The 22,352-nt window shown below is 55.8% G+C and carries 13 protein-coding genes; 12 read left to right on the forward strand and 1 reads right to left on the reverse strand.

Features of this window, described 5'->3' with window-relative positions:
- The first annotated feature begins 179 nt into the window (after positions 1 to 179).
- From BBAG_RS01120 to BBAG_RS01165, 10 genes are all read left to right on the forward strand, one after another.
- On the forward strand, positions 180 to 1,706 hold the full coding sequence (locus BBAG_RS01120) for a sugar transferase (RefSeq protein ID WP_231855875.1): 1,527 nt from the start codon (positions 180 to 182) through the stop codon (positions 1,704 to 1,706).
- A 38-nt stretch (positions 1,707 to 1,744) separates the two neighbouring features.
- Complete coding sequence (locus BBAG_RS01125; RefSeq protein WP_033509037.1) at positions 1,745 to 2,563, forward strand: DUF4422 domain-containing protein; 819 nt, start codon at positions 1,745 to 1,747, stop codon at positions 2,561 to 2,563.
- Positions 2,564 to 3,100: 537 nt separating this feature from the next.
- Positions 3,101 to 7,672 carry an Ig-like domain-containing protein gene (locus tag BBAG_RS01130; RefSeq protein ID WP_003827513.1) on the forward strand — a complete coding sequence of 1,524 codons (4,572 nt, stop codon included), beginning with the start codon at positions 3,101 to 3,103 and terminating at the stop codon, positions 7,670 to 7,672.
- Positions 7,673 to 8,022: 350 nt separating this feature from the next.
- The gene (locus tag BBAG_RS01135; RefSeq protein ID WP_231855903.1) at positions 8,023 to 9,012 is read left to right on the forward strand and encodes a glycosyltransferase; all 990 of its coding nucleotides are present in this window, start codon (positions 8,023 to 8,025) and stop codon (positions 9,010 to 9,012) included.
- A gap of 6 nt (positions 9,013 to 9,018) precedes the next feature.
- Positions 9,019 to 10,434 (forward strand): O-antigen polymerase, encoded by a 1,416-nt coding sequence (locus tag BBAG_RS01140; RefSeq protein WP_231855876.1) that lies wholly within the window; start codon positions 9,019 to 9,021, stop codon positions 10,432 to 10,434.
- Positions 10,431 to 11,945: a flippase gene (locus BBAG_RS01145; protein ID WP_231855877.1), complete on the forward strand. Its 1,515-nt coding sequence runs from the start codon at positions 10,431 to 10,433 to the stop codon at positions 11,943 to 11,945. The genes BBAG_RS01140 and BBAG_RS01145 overlap by 4 nt, the downstream gene beginning before the upstream one ends.
- Positions 11,946 to 11,955: 10 nt before the next feature.
- Positions 11,956 to 13,008 (forward strand): hypothetical protein, encoded by a 1,053-nt coding sequence (locus BBAG_RS01150; RefSeq protein WP_003827524.1) that lies wholly within the window; start codon positions 11,956 to 11,958, stop codon positions 13,006 to 13,008.
- A gap of 6 nt (positions 13,009 to 13,014) precedes the next feature.
- Positions 13,015 to 14,040: a nitroreductase family protein gene (locus BBAG_RS01155; RefSeq protein ID WP_003827527.1), complete on the forward strand. Its 1,026-nt coding sequence runs from the start codon at positions 13,015 to 13,017 to the stop codon at positions 14,038 to 14,040.
- A gap of 2 nt (positions 14,041 to 14,042) precedes the next feature.
- On the forward strand, positions 14,043 to 15,089 hold the full coding sequence (locus BBAG_RS01160) for a glycosyltransferase family 2 protein (RefSeq protein ID WP_003827528.1): 1,047 nt from the start codon (positions 14,043 to 14,045) through the stop codon (positions 15,087 to 15,089).
- A gap of 58 nt (positions 15,090 to 15,147) precedes the next feature.
- The gene (locus BBAG_RS01165) at positions 15,148 to 16,323 is read left to right on the forward strand and encodes a polysaccharide pyruvyl transferase family protein (protein WP_152595375.1); all 1,176 of its coding nucleotides are present in this window, start codon (positions 15,148 to 15,150) and stop codon (positions 16,321 to 16,323) included.
- 121 nt (positions 16,324 to 16,444) lie between these two features.
- Here BBAG_RS01165 and BBAG_RS08700 read toward each other — a convergent pair whose 3' ends face one another.
- Positions 16,445 to 21,250: a starch-binding protein gene (locus BBAG_RS08700; RefSeq protein ID WP_052941860.1), complete on the reverse strand. Its 4,806-nt coding sequence runs from the start codon at positions 21,248 to 21,250 to the stop codon at positions 16,445 to 16,447.
- Positions 21,251 to 21,576: 326 nt separating this feature from the next.
- Here BBAG_RS08700 and BBAG_RS08435 point away from each other — a divergent pair, with 326 nt between their 5' ends.
- Together BBAG_RS08435 and BBAG_RS01185 are read left to right on the forward strand one after the other, a co-directional pair.
- Positions 21,577 to 21,819, forward strand: coding sequence for a hypothetical protein (locus BBAG_RS08435; RefSeq protein WP_152595341.1), 243 nt, complete (start codon positions 21,577 to 21,579; stop codon positions 21,817 to 21,819).
- 91 nt (positions 21,820 to 21,910) lie between these two features.
- Complete coding sequence (locus tag BBAG_RS01185) at positions 21,911 to 22,342, forward strand: hypothetical protein (RefSeq protein WP_003827541.1); 432 nt, start codon at positions 21,911 to 21,913, stop codon at positions 22,340 to 22,342.
- Positions 22,343 to 22,352: the final 10 nt, after the last annotated feature.

Raw genomic sequence — 22,352 nt, forward strand, 5'->3', positions numbered from 1 at the left:
TGCGGCAATCGTAAGGCTTTCCTCCTATGTAATGCCAGCATGGGCGAGCAACGGCACTCGCTTGGCCATGTCCATATGACGATGGGGTACACCCCCGTCCGGTTGATAACGTATTCATCGATGATTAGACTTTCCTTAGTTGACTTTGCTTACAAGAGCATTGCCGGATGAGGGAAAAGATGGAAGAGAACGACAAAGCAAGACTAGGGCAGGCGACTCAACATCGATTGTTGAGCGTGGCCTATTGGCGATTCTCCGTCAACATGTCGCTGACGGTGCTTGATATGACGATGCTCATCGTTGCGTCCGCCACGGTGCTTGCGTTGCGCCATGAAACCGACATATATTCCTTTCGTTTTGGGATTCCCATGGATCTGTCGGCGTATCTGCTGATTTGTGCGGTACTCTGGGCGGTTTGTCTGCATGGCGTCGGCGTGTACCACCGCCATGTGATGGGCGATGGCTACCAGCTCAATGCGTTACTCATCAAAGGCGCCGTAATCGCAGTCATGGTGACATGCGCCTTCGATTTCATCATGCGCATCGGCATGTCGTTGACGGCTATTGTGCTGTCGTTCGTATTCGGCCTGCTGCTCACCATGGTGGAGCGTTTCTTCATGCGACTGCTCATCACGCAGGGGCGTCGGAAAGGACGATATTCCTATTCCACTGTGGTTGTCGGGTCGCAGGAAGGCATTACGCGCGCGCTCGCGTTCCTCGGGCAGAAGCAGCAGCTGAACTATCGGCCGGTGGCAGTATGCCCGATACGGCTTGATCCCGCAACGGGGCTGGTCGAGGCCGATACGAATATCGAAGGGCTGGACAAGCAAATCAATGACGTTCTCGGCTTGAGCATTCCGATCATGACCTATGGCGATGATTTTGCCGAACACGCCGTCAGCCTGCATGCGCAGACGGTGATGGTCACCGATGTGATGCAACGGTTCTCCGATAATTTCAACACTTTTGCCTTGAGGGCCGAATCCATGAATCTGGAGATCGCCTTGGTCACCTCCGCTGCCGATGTGAGCGGGCACGAGACGCAGGTGCGCGTGATCCAAGGCACCACGGTGATGACGATCTGCCTGCCGCAGTATTCGCCTGCGGCCATGCTGCAGAAGCGTGTGTTCGACATTGTGGTGTCGGCGTTGGCGATTGTGATCTCATCGCCGATCATGGTGCTGGTGGCGATCGCCATCAAGCTTGAGGATCATGGGCCGGCTCTGTATACGCAGGAACGTATTGGCTTGCGTGGCAAACCGTTCAAGATCCATAAGTTCCGCTCGATGTACGTGGATGCCGATGCCAAATTGGCGGAGGTGGCCGCCGTGAATGGTCAGGAGCTGGGTGCGTGTGTGAAGATCAAGAACGATCCTCGTGTTACCAAGGTCGGTCGGTTCATTCGCAAGACGAGTCTTGACGAGTTGCCGCAGTTCTTCGATTCGTTCATCGGCACGATGAGCGTGGTCGGTCCGCGCCCGCAGCGCCAATTCGAAGTGGACGGTTACGACCAGGTCTATGCCACCCGTCTGCTGGTCAAGCCGGGGATCACCGGGCCATGGCAGGTTTCCGGCCGCAACGATCTGAGCGAGGCCGAAAGCCGTCAGCTGGACGTGGGCTATGTGCAAAGCTGGTCGGTGATGGGGGATATCGTCTATATCTTCCGCACGGTCGGTACGATGATCAATCCCAGCGGTGCCTACTGATCGGGCGGTGTCAGATGATGAAAAACGAGGAGGTTCCTATGCAGTCAGTTCAGGTTGAATCCCACAAGGATATATGCATAGCAGTGGCCACCCATAAGGCGTATAGGATGCCTGAGGATTCCATGTATCTGCCGCTACAGGTAGGGAAGGCACTGCACCCGGATGTCGACTTGGGATTCGCCTGTGACAATACTGGCGACAACATCTCCGATAGGAACGCGTACTACTCGGAGCTCACCGGCCTGTACTGGCTATGGAAGAATTGCGATGCCGAGTATAAGGGTCTGGTGCATTATCGGAGGCATTTCGCCACGTTGAATAAGACAATGAGATCGTCCAGCGATCGTTTCGAACGGATCGCCACTCGGAAGGATATCGAGGAACTGCTCAACAGAACCGATATCATCGTGCCGCGGCGACGCAACTATTACATCGAGACGGTGTATTCGCATTACAGTCACACCTTCGACGGCAGGCAATTCGACGAAACGTTGAAACTGCTTCAGGAGCAATGCCCCGAATATGTTCCGGCGTTCGAACATTTGATGCAGTCGAAGAAGGCGCATATCTTCAATATGTTCGTGATGACGCGTGAGCGCTTTGACGAGTATTGCACCTGGATGTTCCCGATCATCGAGGAGCTGACCAAGCGTATTCCGCCCGAATTCTATGACGCCTTCGGTGCGCGATACCCCGGGCGCGTGAGCGAGCGTCTGCTGGATGTCTGGTTGGGCACCAAAGGGTACGACTATGCGGAAATGCCGGTGACCAGCCCGGAGCCGGTGGACTGGTGGAGAAAAGGAACCGGCTTCCTGATGGCCAAGTTCGGCGGCAGGAAGTATGAGAAGAGCTTTTAAGATTCGTTGTGCTTCAGCGTGGGGCATATAGATTGATGTTTGAGTTCGGATAAGCGTTGTATGCCGTGGTTTCCTGCCAATTTTGACAGCGTTCGCATGACAATGTGCAGTTGAGTGGCATGGTGCTTATCTGATGTTCTTTCACAGTGTTGTGCGTACGATTTCAGTTGCTTTATCTCATTAAAAAACTGTTGTAGTCCTTGTGGCCGTTGGTTTATGCGCCGCGCTTCTGTCAAAAGGCGTCGATTTGTGAACGGTGTGCTTGATGGAACGGTGAAAACGTTGGCGTTTATTGGCGCATTTTATGATATTTTAAAAGGAACGTGCTCCAGAAGAGAACGTTGTCAAAGGAGATTGGCCAAGCGTAGCCAGGTAATGTGCGTTGTGTGGGAGGAGCGATAGACCCGAACGTGCGGCGTATGCCAGGCCTGTGGCCACTGATAAGGAGTGCCAATGAAGGCTAGTGGATACTCCCCGAGTGAAGGCGGATCGCAGCATTCGCCCCAGAGTGGGAACCGTTCACCATTCAGGAAGAGAGTGGTCTGGAAGAAGCTGGCGGCAGGTGCGGTTGCGTTTGCCACGGCGTTCGGCGGTATGGGGCTTGTGTCCTCCACCGCTTCCGCTTCCACCGACCGAGACAGCTATACGGACACTGTGGAGAACTCCACATTCGAAACGGCCCGTGAGAAGTACGGTCTGACCAAGCATATGAAGAACGGCGCCATCCTGCACGCATGGATGTGGTCGTTCAAGAACATCACGGCGAACATGGAAGCCATCGCCAAGGCCGGCTACACTTCCGTGCAGACCGAGCCGATGAGCAAGATCAAGTATGTTCCGGCCAATGGCAAGAAGTTCGACGAGAACTGGTATTACGTGTACCAGCCGTCGAACACCAGCATCGGCAACTTTGTGGTCGGCACTGAAGACGATCTCAAAGAGATGACCGACACCGCCCACAAGTACGGTGTGCGTGTGATCGTCGACGTGGTGGCCAACCACTTCACCTCCGACTGGAGCGCCATCGATTCCGATTGGCAGAACAAGGACTATTTCCATTCCCGCTCCAACTGCGGTGGTGCCAACGGCGACAACATCAATTACAGCTCCCGTCGTGACGTCACGCAGTGCCACCTGCTCGGTTTGTGGGATCTGAATACGCAGAACCAGACCGTGGCCGACCGTATGCAGTCCTTCCTGAAGACCGCCGTCGCCGATGGCGTCGACGGCTTCCGCTTCGATGCCGCCAAGCACGTGGAGCTGCCGACCGAGAAGTTCGACAACAAGACCTCCAACTATTGGAACACCATTCTGCAGAACGGCGCGCAGTTCCAGTACGGCGAGGTGCTGCAGGGCGATTCCGGCCTGGACTACAAGGCATACGCCAACCTATTCAAAGACAACTCCTCCGATGGCGGCGGCAACACCGCCTCCAACTACGGTGGCACGATTCGTGCGGCCATCCAGTCCGAGAACCTGACCACGAAGATGGTGCAGAACATCGATACCGGTGGCGCAAACGAGGATCAGCTGGTCACCTGGGTCGAATCACACGATAACTATGCCAACAAGGAACAGACCGGTTCCGATGGCGTGAAGAAGGGTGTCTCCACCGAGCTCACCGATTACCAGATCATGATGGGCTGGGCCATTGTCGGCTCCCGCAAGGCCGGCGCGCCGCTGTACTTCAACCGTCCGAAGGAATCCGGCGGCAGGGACCAGAACGGCAACCTCAGGGCGCAGTTCGCGGAGAAATCCCAGCTGGGCGACACCGGTGACGACATGTGGAAGAACAAGTCCGTCGTAGCCGTCAACCACTTCCGCAACGCCATGGACGGCAAGTCCGAGCATCTGCAGAACTGCAGCGCCGACTCGAACAGCGACGCTGCCAAGAAGTGCGTCATGATCGAGCGCTACACCAAGGATGGCGTGCAGAACGACGGCGTGGTCATCGCCAATATGGCCGGTGACCAGAACCTTGCCGGACTCGCCTCCAGCCTTGACGACGGCACCTACACGGATGAGGTCAACGGCGGCAAGCTTGTGGTTCAGAGCGGCAAGATCGTCTCCGGCACCGCCAAGGGCGGCTCCGTGAGCGTCTTCTACGCAAAGGGTCAGGCCGAGCCGAGCGTTTATGCCGACTCCGCATCTGCGGAATTCTCCTCCGAGAGCGTGAAGGTGACGCTGCACGCCCAGTATGCCGACAACCTGAAGTACACCACTTCCGAAGGCAAGTCCGGCTCCTTCAAGGATGGCGAAAGCATTTCCGTCGGCAGCACCCTTGCCGAAAACGAGACCGTTACCGTTAAGGTGACCGGTACTGCAACCAAGGATGGCACGAAGGTCAAGAAAGGCGATCAATTGAGTGGCTCCGTCACCCTGAAGAAGGTGCCTGTCCAGGATCAGCATCTCGCCTCGCAGTATGGAACGAATAAGGTCGGCAATGGCGTGAAGAAGACCATCAACTTTACGGCCGGCAAGGGCGCGAGCCTGTCCGACTGGGACAGCTCCATGCTGATTGCGCAGGGCGCCGCCAACGACGATCCTCGTGTGTACCGCTCGAACTCCATGTACGAGGTTCCGATCGACCTGTACGCGCTGTATGGCGCCTACGATAACGACAACCTCTACCTCATGTGGGAAATGACCAACGTGCAGGATGTGGTGGATCGTGGAGACGACTACCCGCTGAGCCAAGGCCACTTGTGGCAGACCCAGAACCTGCCGTTCCACATCGCCATCGATACCAAGGACGACAGCACCCGCGTGGGCAACAACGGCGGCCTGAAGACCGGCGGCTCCCTGTGGGCGTCCAACATCACCTGGGGCGGCAAGCAGAACGTCAATAAGGTCGTCACCATTTCCACCAACGGCTCCAACGGTCCGTGGGTGTACCAGGGTGACTCCGACGGTCTCGATTCCAATGCCGAGTATGGCCCGGCAGCCAATGCCAAGACCAATACCAAGAAGTCCGGCATCAAGTTCGGCTATGGCAATGGCATTTTGAGCGATAAGGTCATCGGCATCGACGGTGGCTGGGGCGATAGCAACGGCCGTGTAGTCGGCGATATGACTGCAGAGAACGAAAGCAAGACCAAGTGGGTCAACTTCAACGACAAGGGTCACGATTCCGCCGGCATGGACGATCATTACGAGATCGCCATCCCGTTGGATGAACTTGGCACTACTGCGGACCATATTGCCGCGAACGGCATTGGTATCGAACTGGCGGCTACCTTCGGCCTGTCCGCCATGGATTCCCTGCCGTACGATCTGGCCATGAACGACAATGCCGATTTGCCGGACACCACCTCTCAGGTGAACAACTCCTTCGAGAAGTCCGACGAAGACATGTTCACCGTGCAGATGGCGAACATCGGCGGTACTGGGTCGCTCGTTGAAACCAAGTCTGTCAAGATCGACCAGTCGAGCTACACCACTGACATCTCCAATGGCGTCACCACCAAGCAGCTGACTGCCACGACCGATCCGGAAGGAGCGTCCGTAAGCTGGAGGTCGTCCAACAAGGATGTGGCAACCGTCAGCTCGAAGGGCGTAGTCACTCCGGTGAAGGCGGGTACCGCCAAGATCACCGCCAAGGCAGGCAAGGCCACCGCCTCAATCACCGTCACGGTGACCGGCGAGATCCCGCCCACCCCGGTGAAGAAGAACACCATCTACGCGACCAAGCCCTCCGGCTGGAGCAAGATGTACGCGTACGTGTACACGGGCGACGGCGCCAGCGCGGTCAACAACGCGGCCTGGCCCGGCGTCGAGATGACGGCGGCGGACAACTGCGACCAGACCGGATACAAGTACGAGGTCCCGGACAGCCTGGCCTCGAACGCGAAGGTGATTTTCAACGACGGCGGCTCGCAGCAGTTCCCGGGTTCCCGTGAGCCGGGTCTGGATTACAACGGCGGCACGGTGCGCTGGGACGGCTCCTCGTCCTCGCTCGCGTCCGTGACCTGCACGACGAACGTGCCGGTGACTTCCGTGGCGATCACGGGCGCCGGCGTGTCCTCGGGCAAGCTGTCCGTGAGGAAGGGCGCTTCCGCCCAGCTGGCCGCGACGGTCAGCCCGGGCAACGCGACCGACAGGACCGTGTCGTGGAAGTCCGGCGACACGGCCGTGGCCACGGTCGACAAGGCCGGCAAGGTGACGGGCGTGAAGGCCGGCAAGGCCACGATCACCGCGACCGCGGGCGGCAAGAGCGCCAGCGTCGAGGTCACGGTCGAGGACGAGCCGGCGTCCACGGTCGACATCACGTTCCGCGCATCCGGAGTGGATCTGAAGTCGGGCGAGACCCTGTACGCCGTGGGCGACTGGGGCCAGGCCAACGCGTGGAAGCGCGCAGGCGGCGTCAAGCTCGCCAAGAGCGGCGGCTCCTACACCGGCACCACGACCGTTGCCAAGGGCCATGCCATGGCGTTCCGTCTGATCAAGGTCGACGCCAGCGGCAAGACCACGTGGGATCCGGCCAAGGATCGGAAGGCCGTTGCCGACCAGTCCAAGACCCTCGACGTCACCTGGGACGGCAGTGTCGTCAGCCAGAACGTGAGCGTCACGATCAATGCCGCTGCCGACCTCAAGTCGGGCGAGACCCTGTACGCCGTGGGCGACTGGGGCCAGGACGGCAAGACCTGGAGCCGCGCGTCGGGCGTGAAGCTGTCCGCGAAGTCGGACGGCACGTATGCTGGCACCGTCTCGGTAAAGACCGGCCATGCCATGGCGTTCCGTCTGATCAAGGTCGACGCCAGCGGCAGGACCACGTGGGACCCGGCATCTGACCGCAAGACCACCGCCGACAAGACCAAGAGCATTGGCGTGGCTTGGGACGTCGCCACGGTGAACGAGAACGGCGTTCCGCCGTCCACGCTCGCCATCACCGGCGACGGGGTTGTCAACGGCAAGCTGACGCTCTCGGCCGGCTCCCTTGCGCAGCTGTCCGTCTCGGGCACCTCGTCCAAGGTGGACATGTGGTGGAGCGACGGGGCCGCGGTCGCGGTCTCCGGCACCGGCACCGTGTACGCCGTACAGAAGGGCACTGCGAAGGTGAACGCCAAGGTCGACGGCAAGACCCTGAGCCTCACCATCACCGTGGAATGACTGCTTGTCTAATCCCTATGGACAGGGAGTAAGACAGAGCCAGGGCGGGCGATTTTCAGAACGAATCGGAAGATCGCCCGCCCTTATTCACGTAAAATATGTTTTCGTATAGGAAGAAGATTGCTGCTTCCATAGGCGTGTCGCTTCCGACGAATAAACTTTCCCTGGATGTTTCGGGAATGTTGACAAGATCTTGCATACCTAGCGATTGGCTTGAGCGCTATCCATGCACTGAAGTGCTGATTGCCAGCTAAGGGATTATTGATTGGACGAAGAAGGGAACAACGGCTCCTCATGATGAGCTCTATAAGAAAAAGCGCAAAACGAGTAGTCGAGTCTGTGCTATGACAATGCCATCCCAACCCCTGATCAGTATTATCGTACCGGTTTACAATGTGGAGCGGTATCTTGACCAATGCATGCAGAGCCTTGTCTGCCAGACGTATGCCAATCTTGAGATCATTATGGTCGATGACGGTTCCACCGATTCGTCCGGTGAAAAATGCGATACATGGGCAGAACGCGATTCACGTATTCGCGTGATCCATCAGTCTAATGCCGGTCTTGCAGCAGCCCGCAATACAGGTCTTGATGCCGCCGCCGGAGTGTATATCGGTTTTGTGGATTCTGATGACCATGTGCTGCCTGACATGTTCGGAACATTGATGAGGAACATGGAGAATGCAGATGCCGATTTGTCGATTGTCTCCTATGCGCGTGAGGGTTTGGACGGCAAAACCTATTGCAATGCATTGCCTGGGAAAAAGATGGTGATGACATCCGAGGACGCGTTCAAATACGTCAACATCCATGGTTATTTTTACGTGGTCGCGTGGGACAAGCTGGCGAAAAAGGAATTATTTGACGGGCTTCGATATCCGGTTGACGCCCAATATGCCGAAGATTCACCAGTGACCTACCAGCTTCTGGATCGTGCCGAGCGCATAGTCTATGAATCCGCGCCGTTGTATCGATACCGGATGACCGAAGGAAGCCAATCACACGGCATCACCGATAAATTCGCCCAGTCCACCGGCAACATGCTGGAGTTGGTGCGCAGAAAATACCCTCAGGACGAACCATATGCGGCATATGGCCATTTGGAATCCATTGTGGGCACCTGCAACCGCATTATCCTTGCGCATAAGCGCAAGGAATGGTCTGGTTTCGAACGGTATGCCCGAGTCCGTTTGCGTAATTTGCTGCCATTGGTGGAAAAATATGGATTATTGTCACGGAGCCAATTGTTGCAGTGGAAGCTGCTTGTCGTTTCTCCTGCCTTGTACAGCGTGATGTACCGCTGCTATAAACGGCGGCACCCGGAAATTTCGTCGCATTAGGAGCACATGTCAAGAATGTTTTCGATTGCGCTGCTACTTACATTACTTTTGTTCCTGGCTCTTCTGCTGATGGTGTATGGAGGGGATTTCGCGGAACCGTCCATACTCTTCGTTCTGGGTTTTGCTTTATCCGTCTTCAATGGTCTGACTAATTACAAGGCGTGGAATTTTAATCTGTCTTTACAGACATGCATGGTCGTCATGGTGGGGGCGGTTGTCTTCATGGCTACAGCATATGGTGTAAAAACGCTGTTCCACACGATTGTGGTAGGTGATGTTTCATCACGGAGATACAAAGAGCCGCGAAATATTACTTTGCCGTTATGGGTTTATGTTGCCGGGCTGATGTTTACATGTCTGTCCTTCATCGTTGTATCGCGGAGCATCGTCGCTCTGACGTTGCCATACGGCGGTGACGGCTCGTTAAGCAAAGCTATTGGGCTGTATGATCACCTGAATAAATTCAGCACCGAAGGTGTGTCTATTTCCGGCATTGTCTCTCTGCTGTATCTATCCACCAACGCTATGGCGTATGTATGGCTGTTTTTTGCTATGCGGAGTTTTGTAATTCGGACGTTGAAGAAGGACTATTTTGCGCTGATCAACGCCCTGGCAGCTATCCCAATGTCTTTGATCTCGGGTGGGCGAAACAGCCTCATTCAATTGGGCGTTGCGGCTTTTGCCTATTGGATTCTCTTCCGTCGGCAAAACAATCATTGGCAAGGTGTTCGGTTACGTTTCCGTACGGTTGCCTTTTTCATGATTATCGTTTTGGCCGGTTTGGCCTTGTTCAAGCCGCTTCTTTCGTTGATGGGGCGTGAACCTGGAGAGTCGACCATATACGAGTATCTTTCCATCTATATCGGGGCGCCTATGAAGAATCTGGATGCGTTCCTTACTGGTTCGATGAACCCATCCCTTGCTGTGAAGTCGATGAAATGGGGAGACATGACATTGGCATCGACTTTTGCTTCATTCCCCCAGGTTTTTGGCCACACTGTCCTCGACTGGTTGAATTGGCAGCCGTTCCAAAGATATGGGAATGTGGATCTCGGTAATGTGTTCACCACATATTATGCATTCATTTTCGATTGGGGAATTGCCGGTGCCATGCTTGCTGTTGCTTTTATCGCAGCGCTTTCCCAATTGTGTTATGAAAGCACGGTCTACGCGTTGCAGTATGGAAGCGGTAGCGTTCCTCTATCCATGATGTTGTATGGGGCTATCAGTTATTGCTGCGCTTTCAGCTTTTTCTCCAACCGATGGATGTCCACCATGCTTAATCAAATTATGCTGAAGAACATCATTATCTGGATTGCGCTTATTCTCCTGACCAATATTATCCTCGGGCATGGCATAGCTGCCGGTGAGGAAAGGCACTATTCTGCAAAGTCCTCTGATATGAAGGAGAACATCAGGTGAAGCGTTGGGAGGCGGCAGATAAGGCCGTATGTAGTGGTAAGGGCAGTACACCACGCATTCGTTCCGTCAAATTCAACGTGTTGATGAACATGATTGTCACCACATCATCGTTGATATTCCCGCTGATCACTGTTCCATACGTTTCGCGCGTGCTTTCCACGAGCGGTACCGGGCATGTCGCATTCGCCCAGTCGGTTTCCTCGTATTTCTCGCTAGTGGCATTGCTGGGTGTTACATATTACGGGGTGCGTGCATGCGCCAGCGTTCGCGATGATCGTGCTGAGCTCTCGCGAACCGTCAAGGAGTTGCTGGTCATTCTTGGATGTTCGACCACTGTGGTCAGCATTGTGTATGTGGCCTGCCTGCTCACCGTGCCGAAGATGAACGCGCAATTCGAATTGTTCCTGCTGTTCGGGCTTTCCATCTGGCTGGCGTCGTTTGGAGTGGAATGGTTTTATCAGGCACTGGAGCAGTACGAGTACATCACCGTGCGAAGCGTCTGTTTCAAACTTTTGGCTTTGGTGCTTATGTTCGCGTTCGTCAGGCAGCGCGGCGATTATGTGATCTACGGTCTCATCGTCGTGGTGGCCGGCTATGGATCCAATATCCTCAACCTGTTGAGGCTTCGTAAGTTCATCGATCTGCATGACGGCGCCAAGCTCGATGTGACGCGGCATTTCAAGCCGATGCTGTGGTTCATGATCGCATCCATCTCGTCCGGAATGTACATCCAGGTCGACATCGTCATGCTTGGCTTCCTCGGTACGACAAACATGGTTGGCTTGTACCAGCTTGTCTCCAAAATCAAATCCGTGTTGGTGACCGCCGTCAATTCGGTCGGCAACGTTATGCTTCCACGATTGTCTTACTACCAGGCACAAAACAAGGAACGTCGTGCGAGCGAGCTCATTGCGAAGAACATGAATTTCGTCATGGTGTTCGGCTCTGCGATTATCGCATTGCTGATACTGCTTGCTGATCCGATCGTGGCGTTGCTCGGCGGGCCCGATTTCACCGGATCGGTGTTCCCGCTGCGATGCGTCGGCTTTGCCGTGATGTTCTCCGCCATGAACATCGTGCTCGCCAATTACATGATTTCCAAAGGCAGAGAGCGTAGTTGGGCTACTGTCAACGTCATCGGTCTCGCTTTGGCCATCATTGCGAATCTTCTTTTGATTCCAAGATTCGGTGTGATCGGATCGGCGGTGAGCATTTCGCTGTGTGAGGCGTTGATGTTCGTCATGCGCTCGTATGTATGCCGTGATTTTCTTAAAGGGATTCGCGAACTGGTCGATCCGATTCGCATCTTCCTTTGTGCGCTGCTTTCGGGAGTTGTAACGCAATGCGTGTTGGCATTGGGCAATGCCGCTGCATGGAACGCATTCGCATGGCTTCTTGGCGGCGGCGTGGTGTTCGGCATCGTATATGGCGCATCGCTCGCTGTATGCCACGAACAGTTTCTGATGAGTATGATTCAGCCGGTGATTAATCGGTTCAAACCACAGGAGTGAAGGATCGGATATGACGAAGTATGTGATTTGCGAACGTTCCCTGCACCATGCCCACGCTGGTTCCAAGGCGCGTGACGATATCCGCCGGCTGCTTGAACAGGAAGCATGGCAGCCCTTCGAAGTCCATCCGGGCGAGAACAAAGGGTACTTCGACAAGCTGCTATGCGTCGGTTACACCATAGCCGATTGGAAACGATTGGAGCGTGTTGTCCAGTCAGGTGATGTGGTGCTGGTGCAGTTCCCACTGATCATGTACAACAAGGTATCCCTGTATGCCTTGCCCTCTATACGCAGGATGAAAACCCGAGGTGTGCGTTTCATTATGCTGGTGCATGATTTGGAAAGTCTGCGCGGTTACTCGTTCACTGATTTCGATAAGCAATGGGTTGCGGAAGCGGATATGCTGATCAGCCACAATCCACGCATGAGCAAGGTGCTGCGCGAATATGGTGCCACGGCGCCGATCAAGGAGATCGGTGTTTTCGACTACCTGCTTCCAACGGTCACGCCGATTCCTCCGGAGGCGCGGCACGGTATCGACATAGCGGGTAATCTCAGCCATGAGAAAGCCGGGTATATATATCGGCTCGCCACGCAATTCCCTGACGCGGACATCAATCTCTACGGACCGAAATTCGATGAGAAGCAGGGCCCTTCCGCATGGTACCGGGGCATGTATGCTCCCGACGAGCTGCCGGGCAAGCTCCAGGGGAGGTTCGGACTTATCTGGGATGGCGACAGTACGGAAACGTGCACGGGATTCTATGGCAAATATCTGGCCGTGAACAATCCGCACAAGCTTTCGCTGTATCTTGCTTCCGATAAACCGGTAATCATATGGAACAAGGCGGCGTTGGCATCGTTCGTCACGCAGCACGGTGTTGGTTTCGCGGTGGATAGCATGCGGGAAGCCGTGCAGGTGGAACGTACCATAGACAAGGAAGAGTATCTTTCGATGACGAAAAGGGCTGGCGAATTAGGCGCGCAACTGCGTGGAGGATATTACACAAGAAGAGTCGTGGGCGAGTTGCAGGCGGCTATGCCGCAACTGCAGGAAAGGTGACGACAAATGGGCGTTAAGCAGCAGATCAAGGCCATTGTGCCTCAACGTGTGTGGAAATTGCTGCAGCGGAATAAGGCGAACATAAAACTGGCATCGTATTATTCCGGGCAGCGCAAGCGTTTCCTGAACAATTGCGCTGGGCAATGGAACGATGAGCGGTTCGAGCAGCTGCGGGGAACAATGGTGTACTACATTCACCGCATCGAGAAGGGATTGTCGCATAAGCATTTCCGTTCAGGCTTCGGAAGATCGGCATTCATTGAGCTGAAAGCCATGATGGAACGATGGCGTGAACTTGGCTATCCAGTGGACGATGTGACCTACCATGCGGCACAGAATGTGGTTCGGGCGTATGTGCATAAGCATCGCGCCATAGGTAAGCAGATTCCTCAATTCGTTAGCGAATGGTTTGCCGATGAGGTTGCTTCCGCCGATAAGGCGTGCGGTAACGAGGGCAACGCAGGAGTCAAAATCGTTCGGGCTTCGGACAAGCTTGACAATAAGACAAAGAATTATGCAACGTTGTTCGCGCAGCGCACCAGTGTCCGCGAATACGCCGGCACTCCGGTCAACATGCAGGCTGTGCACGATGCGATTGCACTATCCATGAAGACACCCTCCGTGTGCAATCGTCAGGCATACCGCATTCTGCTTGTTCAAAACCCGAAGCTCATCGAGCATGCGCTGAAACTGCAAGGAGGATGGCGCGGCTATGATATGCCCCCGCTGCTTGCCCTGATTAGTGTTGACGTGCGCAGCTTCGTGAGCGTGGAGGAACGCAACGAGCCATATATCGATGGCGGATTGTTCACCATGGCGTTTCTTACGGCGCTTGAATACGAATCTCTTGCATCATGCCCGCTGAACACGATGATGCGCAAACAACAGGAGCATGATATTCGTAATCTTCTGGGGATTCCCGACTACGAGGTGCTGATAGCGTTTGTCGCAATAGGTAATTTCCCGGAATCCATCGAATCGCCGATCTCCTTCAGGTACAAGCCTGAAATCATTACCCGTGAATTGAGATAACCATGACGGATCTTGTCAGCGTCATCATACCGGTATATGGAACGCCATTGTCGGTGCTTCGTAACTGCGTGGAAAGCCTCGCCAAGCAACGGGGGAATGGTTTTCTGATGGAGGCGGTCATCATATTCGATGGCGATCCGGAATTCGACGGTACGGTTGTGGAAGACTGGGAGTTCCCAACGGTTACGGTACGTACCGCTACCATTGGCCATGCAGGCGTATCTGCGGCTCGCAATGCGGGAATTGGTATGGCCGCTGGGCAATGGGCGATGTTTGTGGATGCCGATGATGTATTGCCCGATCACGCCGTCGAGAGTCTGCTTGACTTCGCGCGGCGGCATCGTTGCGATGTGGTGATGGGCGCATATCGCAGCGTATTGGACGATGCGTCAAACGGCGAGGCGGAAGAGCATCATTATCTGACGGTCGACAAGGTTTTTAACGGGGAGGAACGTGACGGTTTTTGCCTGGACATGCTTCGCCCGCAAAAGGGAATAGCCTTGGCATGGGGCAAACTGTATGCTGCGCCAGTACTGCATGGAATCCAAGGATTCAACGAATTGCTAAGCCTTGGAGAAGACGCCGAATACGCATTTCGTGCCTGCATGGCGGCGAAACGCATCGGATATGTGGACTCAATGGCATATGAATACCGTAGGAATGCGGAATCCGCAGTCAGGACTTTCCGAACCGATTACGTGCAGCGCACGGTGGCAGGGATCAAGGCATTGAACGCCACGGTAGCTCGAATCGACCAGCCGGCATTGAGAAAACAGTGCGTTGAATGTCTTGACGATTATGCGCTGTTTCATCTGACCATCATCATGATCAACTACCTGTTCAATCCGAACGCGCCATGGAATCACGGCGAACGGAGAAAGCAATATCGACAGACCTTGAATCTGCCGATATTCCGCATGCCGCTACGCGGATACCATGGAGGGCGCTTCCCTCTGACCAGGCAAGCGGCGCTCTTCTCTATGAAATGGAATCTGTATTGCGCCAGTGCCGCGATAGCGTGGGTGCGCCATAGGCAATTCGGTGATTGAACCCATCAGGGTCCATCAAGTTCATAGGCAAACGGTATTCGGGAAGAAAGGAAACAACATGGCCGGTCATCCGCTCAACGTGGGAATCATCACCTACCATGCGGCCTACAATTATGGATCGGTGTTGCAGGCATACGCAACACAGACGAAGATTGCCAGCATGGGGCACCACGTCACCATGATCGACTACCGGTCCGAGGAAGGCGAGCGGTACTACCGTAATCTGTACTTCCGCGGGCAGGGACTCAAATCGACGCTTGCCGACATGACTATGCTTCCGGTGGCCGGTAAACGCAAATCGAGGATGGAACGCTTTGAACGGTTCATCCTCGAGCATATGCGGTTGAGTCAGAATCAGTACCATGAGCCGGAGGAACTTGGCGAATTGGCTGATGCGTTCGACGTGGCCGTCAGCGGCAGCGATCAGATCATCAACAAGCATTCCAATGAGCTGGAACATGTGGGTTGGAAGTATATGGATCCCTATCTGCTTGCATGGGCGCAGTGTAGGAAGATCTCCTATGCCTCCTCACCGGCCACCATGACCGATGAGGAACTCGATCGCATCGGTCCGGCACTTGCCCGATTCGATGCATTGTCTGCGCGGGAACGGTCCGCATGTGGCAAGCTGGAACGAGTAAGTGGAAAGCATGTGGAACATGTATGCGATCCGACGCTTCTGCTGACGTCCGATGAATGGCTGGAACATGTGCCTGCTGGCAAGACGATAGGGGAGACGCCCTATCTATTGTTCTATTCTCTGCTGCGCCCCAAGCGGGCGGTGGGCGTCTTCAATCAGTTGAAGGAGCTGTCCCAGCGTATCGGCATGCGTATTGCGGTGTTGACGCCGATGGCAGGCAATGTGCCGAACTGTGCGGAATTGATTAATGTGCTGGAAGCCGGTCCTGAGGAATTCCTCTCTCTGATGCGCTATGCTCAGGCGGTGCTTACCGATTCCTATCATGGAACGCTGTTCTCCATCAACTTCCATAAGACTTTCTGGGTTTACACCGAAGGTACGAAAGAGCATGAGCTGGGCACCCGTCGTGGACAGGTATTGCAGGAATTGGGATTGACGGATCGCATTATCACCGACTTCACTCAGATTCCGTCTGCTGAAGTGAAAAATGGAACTGCGATTGATTATTCGGCAGGCGCTGATGCGATTTTGCAGAGCATGCGAGACCGCTCGATTGCTTATCTGAAGAAAAGCGTTGCGCGCCAAGAAAACTGATGCCGAATGAGATGATTGGATTTCTGATCTGATATCAACCCTGACATTTTCCTCGGCATGAAATAAGTGAAGGCTCGGTTCCGCTGGCATGCGGACCGAGCCTTCACTTATTGGTGTGTGATTATTCCACTACAACAGTGAGCTGGAAGTAGCGGTTGTAGTTATTGGCGCTAGTCGCGAAGGTGCCTGCCTTATGGGCGTAAATGGTACCGTCGGCATCAACAGTGGCTACGGTATCATCTCCGCCGAGTTCCTTCCACAAGGGCAGCTGACGGGCGTTGCTTGGGAGGGCTGTGACGGACACGTGCTTTGACGAGCCGGCTGGAATGGTAATGGTGTATTCATTGTCGCCGGTTTTCGTCAGACCGTCGGCACTCGGAGTGAGTGAGTCAAGGGGGTCTGAGTCTGAAACGGAATCAGAACCTCCAACAGAGATCTTCTTCTGTGCGGTCAACACAGTGCCGTCGGTTCGAGTCGCCTTGACTGAGATAACAGTGTCGACGTAGTCGTGTCGGGACAGATCGTACTGAGCTTTGAGACCTACAGTACGGCCTGTGGTCGTTTTGGAAAACCCTTTGTTGATGAACATCAGCAGATTGGTGTCAGGAATGCTCCACTCCACGTTTGCGAAGCTGCTGCCATCCTTCTCACGGGCGGTGAGTTGGAATTGCTCGGAACCGATTACTTTGCCGCTCTCGGCGCCGGCGATGACGATATCATCATTGAAAGGATTTGGCGCGGCCGTTACAGTGACGGCGACCTTGGCGCTGACACCATCGGCCGTGGCTGTGATGGTGGCTGTACCTGCCTTAGCGGTAGTTAAAACACCAGTGCCCATCACGTTGACGACCGAGGAGTTGGATGATGTCCAGGACACCGTCTTGTTGGTGGCGTTCTCCGGCAGCACAGTAGCGTTCAACTGGATATTTTTTCCTGCTACGATGCTGAGCTTGCCATTGGACACACCGTCTCCGGTAATGGTTACGGAGCTGACCTTGTTGACGGAATTGTCTTCCACGGTAATATCTACCGAAGCAATCTTGGTGCCGACTTTGGCGCTTACCTTGGCGGCGCCCTTCTGCACGGCGTACACGGTGCCGGTGCCGGAGACCGCGACCGCAGCGCTATCGGACCACCAAGTCACCTTGTCGGAAGTGCTGGCTCCAACGAGGTTAAGCTCGGCGAGATGATGGGCCTGCATGGTGAGCTTGCCGTTCTCCACACCCTTTCCGGTGATGTAGAACTCGTTGCCATCGGGGATGCTTCCATCCTCGTTGACCTTGTTGATGCTCCAAGTCACGCCGATGCTCTTGGTCTTGTCGGCGGTGGTCTTGCGGTCCGTGGTCGGGTCCCATGTGGTCCTGCCGCTGGCGTCGACCTTGATCAGACGGAACGTCATGGCGTGGTTTCTGTCCACCTTGGCGGTGCCGGTGTAGATGCTGCCGCTCTGGGCGAGCCTGACGCCGCCCGCGCGGTTCCAGATCTTGCCCTTGCCCTGGCCCCAGTCGCCCACGGCGTACAGGGTCTCGCCGGCCTTGAGGTCGGCGGCGGCGTTGATCGTGATGCCCACGGTCTTGCCGGCGTTCTCGTCCCACTTGAGGCTGACGGTCTTGGACGAGTCGGCGGTGGCCTTCATGTCGCCGATCTTATCCCACTCGGTCTTGCCGTCGGCGGTGACCTTCACGAGGCGGGCGGTCACGGAGTGGCCCTTGGCGACGGTCGTGGTGCCGGTGTAGGAGCCGTCGGCGCCGGCGAGCCTGACGCCGCCCGCGCGGTTCCAGATCTTGCCCTTGCCCTGGCCCCAGTCGCCCACGGCGTACAGGGTCTCGCCGGCCTTGAGGTCGGCGGCGGCGTCGAACGTGATCTGCACGGTGGTCTGGGGTTCCTCGACCGTGACCTCGACGCTGGCGCTCTTGCCGCCCGCGGTCGCGGTGATCGTGGCCTTGCCGGCCTTCACGCCCGTCACCTTGCCGGCCTTGTCGACCGTGGCCACGGCCGTGTCGCCGGACTTCCACGCCACGGTCCTGTCGGTCGCGTTGCCCGGGCTGACCGTGGCGGCCAGCTGTAGCGACGCGTTCCTCCTGACCGTGGCCTTGCCGTCCTTCACGCCCGGACCGGAGATGGACACCGACGTGACCGGAACATCGGTCGGGCAGTCAAGCGCGGGCAGGGCGGCGGTGGCGCCGTCCCACTTCACGATGCCGCCGTCATATGCGATGCCCGGCTCGCGGGAACCCGGGTACTGGTTGGAGCCGCCGTCGTTGAAGATCACCTTCGCGCCCTTGGCGAGATCGTCCGGCACCGCGTACCTGTACGCGTTCGCCTGCCGGCAGCCGTCCGATGCCGTCGTGGCGGTCATCTTCACGCCGGGCCAGGCCGCGTTGTTCGCCGCGGTCGCGCCGTCGCCGGTGTACACGTACGCGTACAGGTCGCCCCAGCCCGAAGGCTTGGTCGCGTAGATCGTGTTCTTCCCGACCGGATCCAGCGGAGGGACGCCGGTCACCGTGACGGTGATCGAGGCGGACTTGCCTCCGGACTTCGCGGTGATCTTGGCAGTACCCGCCTTCACCGGAGTGACCGTGCCGTCAGATGCGACCTTCGCAACGGCTTCGTTGGAGGAGGACCAGGAAACATTCACGCCAGCCGGATCGGTGGTGGCGGTGAGCTTGATGGTCTTTGCGCCATTGGTGAGGTCGGTAGTGAAGTCCTTCTGGTTGATCTTCACGGAGTTCACGGTAACAACGGCGCAGCTACGAGCCGTCCATGTGCCGGAAGCGGTGGTATCGCCGTTCCAAGCGTAGGTGCCGTCAATGGACAGGCCAGCCGCATCCTCGCCTTCGGCGGTATCGGCAGGATACTTCAGCGTGTTGGTGGCATTGCCATCGTTGAAGATGATGCGGACGTTCTCGTCGAATCCGTCAGGGATTTCGTACTTGTATTCGCCATCCTTGCCGCAGCTGTCTCCTGCGGAGACCTTCGTCATTGCCACGCCGGGCCACTTTGCGTTCTGCTTGAGCGTTGCCGCGCTCGAATCGTCCACGTACACGTAGGCGTACAGGTTCGACCAGTTGCTCGGCTTCTTGGCGTAGGCGATGCTGACGGCTGCCGGATCCTTCTTGGTGAAGGTGTATTCGGCGGAGACGGTCTTGCCGTCCTTATCGGTGCCCTGCAATTTCAGGGTGATGATGCCGTTGACCGCGGTCTTAGCGCCGATGGCGATGGTGTCGCCATCCTGGTAGGAACCGGAGCTGCCTTCGGACGTGGTGTAGGAGGCGCTCGTCACGTTGGAGGCGTGCAGCGTCACCTTAGTGGTGTCGGTCTTGAAGGAACCGCCGGTCGGGTTAGCGGAGACGCTGGCAAGATTGCTGTTGTAGAACACGCTGATCTTGCCACCCTTGGCGGTGCCGGAGGTGATCTTGCCACCGGAGACGGTCAGCGTTCCGCCATTCACCTGGTCGGTGTAGGTGCCGTCATCCAGCGTGGTCTCGGTGCCAGCCAGCGACTTATCGCCATTCATGTTCACCACGGTCACGCCATCGGAATCGGCGTTGCCGTCCTTGATGTAACGTTCGACCATCAGGCAGGAATTGTCACCGCAGTTGCGCATGTATTCCTTGGCTTTGGCATTGTTCATCTTGTTGCGGAAGTGATTCACCGCTACAACCTGCGAATCCTTCCAAGAGTCGGAGCCGGCATCGCCGAGCTGGCTCTTCTCCGCGAACTGCGGCTGGTTGCCGCCGGAGCCGACAGGTCGATCGAAGTACAGCGGCATGGTCTGGGAGCGGGAGCCGATTACGCCCCACCCCATAGTCATTTCCCATTCGCTCATCTTCATGGACGCGCCATAATCGTCGGGCTTGTTGGAATAGTTATCGTGCGATTCCACCCAGGAAACGAGATTGTTGCCACCTGCGGCGTTGTCCCAATTGTTGAGGTTGCCAGCATTCAGATTCTTCGAGCTTAACGCGCCGCGGAGCTTGACACCGTAGTAGGAAGCGGTCACACCGCCGCCATGACGGCTGTTGTTGGCGAACAGCTTGGCGTAATCGGCATCATGGGAAATGGAATCCTGCAGCACCTCGCCGTACTGGAATTGGGCGCCGTTGTTCAACACGATATTCCAATACTGGGAGCCGTCATATTCGTTTGGCAGCTCGATATGCTTGGCCGCGTCGAAACGGAAGCCATCCACGCCGTCGTTCACCGCCTGCACGAGGTAATCATGCATCATGTTGGCGGTCTCGGTCTTCGAGGTGTTGATGTCGTACAAGCTGAGCAGCTTGCAGTGTGTCACCTGGTAACGGTTGTTGTAGTCCTGTACGTCGCCGTCGTTGCAGTCGTGATGGTACAGGTCGGACTTCTTCCAACGATCCGCGATGGCATTCCAGGTGGCGGTCATATGGTTGGCGACCACGTCCACGATGATGCGCACGCCGTACTTGTGTGCGGTGGCGCACAGGCTCTTCAGATCGGATTCGGAACCCATCACCCAGTTGCCGATGGTGGTGTCGGTCGGCTGGTACACGTAGTACCAGTTCTCGGTGAAGATCTTGCCCTTATTACCGGTGTGGATGGCGGAGATCGGCTCGGTCTGCACGGAGGTGTAGCCGGCTGCCGCGATTTCCGGAATGTGCTGTTCGATCGTCTTGAACGACCATTCCCACGCATGCAGCGTGGCGCCTTCGCTCATCTGCTCCGCCAGACCGTACTTGGCACGTGCGGCCTGGAACGTGGAGTTCTCCACGGTATCGGCGTAGCTGTCGCGGTTCGTGGCGGCCTGTGCCGCCGAAGTGGTGACGGTGACGCCGCCGATGGCGGTGGCTACTGCGGCCACGCTTACGGCAAGCTTCTTCCAAATGGTGTTCTTCTTGTGATACGCACGGATTTTCTCATGCGTCGGGGCATGCCAGTGTGTCGAAGAATGCATATCTTCTCTGCCGTCTGGCTGATTACCTCTAGCCTTCATCGGCCCTCCCTGATATAGGGATGCAGTCGCAGCGATGGAAGTTGCTGGGAAGCCGCTTCCTTCCGTGGCTGTGTTCCCTGTTGGGGCGTGCAGCACGGCGCTGTGTCTGATCCTATCTCCCTTGATAACGTTCGCGTGATATACGCGTTATCAAGAATATCATATTTTTCAACGTTTGATGATGGTGGTATGCATGCGATTTCATCTGGTTTGTCTAATTCTGAATCCGCTGTAGTCCTTGCGGTTATTGGTCTATGTGCCGCGCTTCTGCCGGAAGGTGTCGGTTTATGGACGGTGCGGTTGATGGAACGATGAAAACGTTGGCGTTTGTCGTGATTTGTGTAGCGTATGTGAAATCAATGCGTTGTGGAAGAGAACGTTATCAATGGCAGTTCGGTCAAGTATTTTTGCAGAAATGTCTGTTATTAAAAGAATGCGCTTATGGAGTGGTATTTAAAAAGTATTATGCGTGTAAAACAGAATTCGTTGTTGGTAATGAGAGTTGCTTTACCAGCAAAACCTGTTGTTAAATAGTGAAGAAAACGCAACTCAATTGTATATGCAATCAAGTTGCAGTGTTGGTGCATGGCGCCATAGATATTGGCAAAGAAAAGGAAAAATATGGCATTGCTTCAGGGATTTGAGGAAATCAACATGTCCGTTCCAACGGGAAAGGCCGTGATGACGGTTACTGAATCCGTCGCACGTTTCAATAAGGCCACTGCAGCGGATCTTGGCTACCCCGCATATGTCAAGATTCTTATCAACGACAAGACCCGCCAGATTGCCGTGCAGGCCTGTAACGCGAAAAGCGCCAACGCAGTGAAGTTCAGCAAGCCGGAAGGCAAGCAGACCGCCTCTGTGAATATTAAGGAAGCGGTGGTGCTTGAAGCCCTGCATAAGTACTTCGAACTTCCGCAGGCTTCCGAGGGCGAGGTTGCGTACAAGTCCGTTGCCGGCACGATTCACGTCGAGGAAAAGGTCATCATCTTCGACATTGATGCGGCGACCTCCGGAACCATGAAGAAGCGTGGCCGCAAGAAGAACGCTTGATTTTTTTCCG

This window comes from Bifidobacterium angulatum DSM 20098 = JCM 7096 (genome assembly GCF_001025155.1).
GTDB classification, from domain to species: Bacteria; Actinomycetota; Actinomycetes; order Actinomycetales; family Bifidobacteriaceae; genus Bifidobacterium; species Bifidobacterium angulatum.

Bases quoted from the DNA above. Each gene is read 5' to 3' on its own strand.
- BBAG_RS08435 (WP_152595341.1), top strand. From the start codon at position 21,577: ATGGACGGTGCGGTTGATGGAACGATGAAAACGTTGGCGTTTGTCGTG.
- BBAG_RS01150 (WP_003827524.1), top strand. From the start codon at position 11,956: ATGACGAAGTATGTGATTTGCGAACGTTCCCTGCACCATGCCCACGCT.
- BBAG_RS01185 (WP_003827541.1), top strand. From the start codon at position 21,911: ATGGCATTGCTTCAGGGATTTGAGGAAATCAACATGTCCGTTCCAACG.
- BBAG_RS01120 (WP_231855875.1), top strand. From the start codon at position 180: ATGGAAGAGAACGACAAAGCAAGACTAGGGCAGGCGACTCAACATCGA.
- BBAG_RS01160 (WP_003827528.1), top strand. From the start codon at position 14,043: ATGACGGATCTTGTCAGCGTCATCATACCGGTATATGGAACGCCATTG.
- BBAG_RS01125 (WP_033509037.1), top strand. From the start codon at position 1,745: ATGCAGTCAGTTCAGGTTGAATCCCACAAGGATATATGCATAGCAGTG.
- BBAG_RS01165 (WP_152595375.1), top strand. From the start codon at position 15,148: ATGGCCGGTCATCCGCTCAACGTGGGAATCATCACCTACCATGCGGCC.
- BBAG_RS01140 (WP_231855876.1), top strand. From the start codon at position 9,019: ATGTCAAGAATGTTTTCGATTGCGCTGCTACTTACATTACTTTTGTTC.
- BBAG_RS01135 (WP_231855903.1), top strand. From the start codon at position 8,023: ATGCCATCCCAACCCCTGATCAGTATTATCGTACCGGTTTACAATGTG.
- BBAG_RS01155 (WP_003827527.1), top strand. From the start codon at position 13,015: ATGGGCGTTAAGCAGCAGATCAAGGCCATTGTGCCTCAACGTGTGTGG.
- BBAG_RS08700 (WP_052941860.1), bottom strand. From the start codon at position 21,250: ATGCATTCTTCGACACACTGGCATGCCCCGACGCATGAGAAAATCCGT.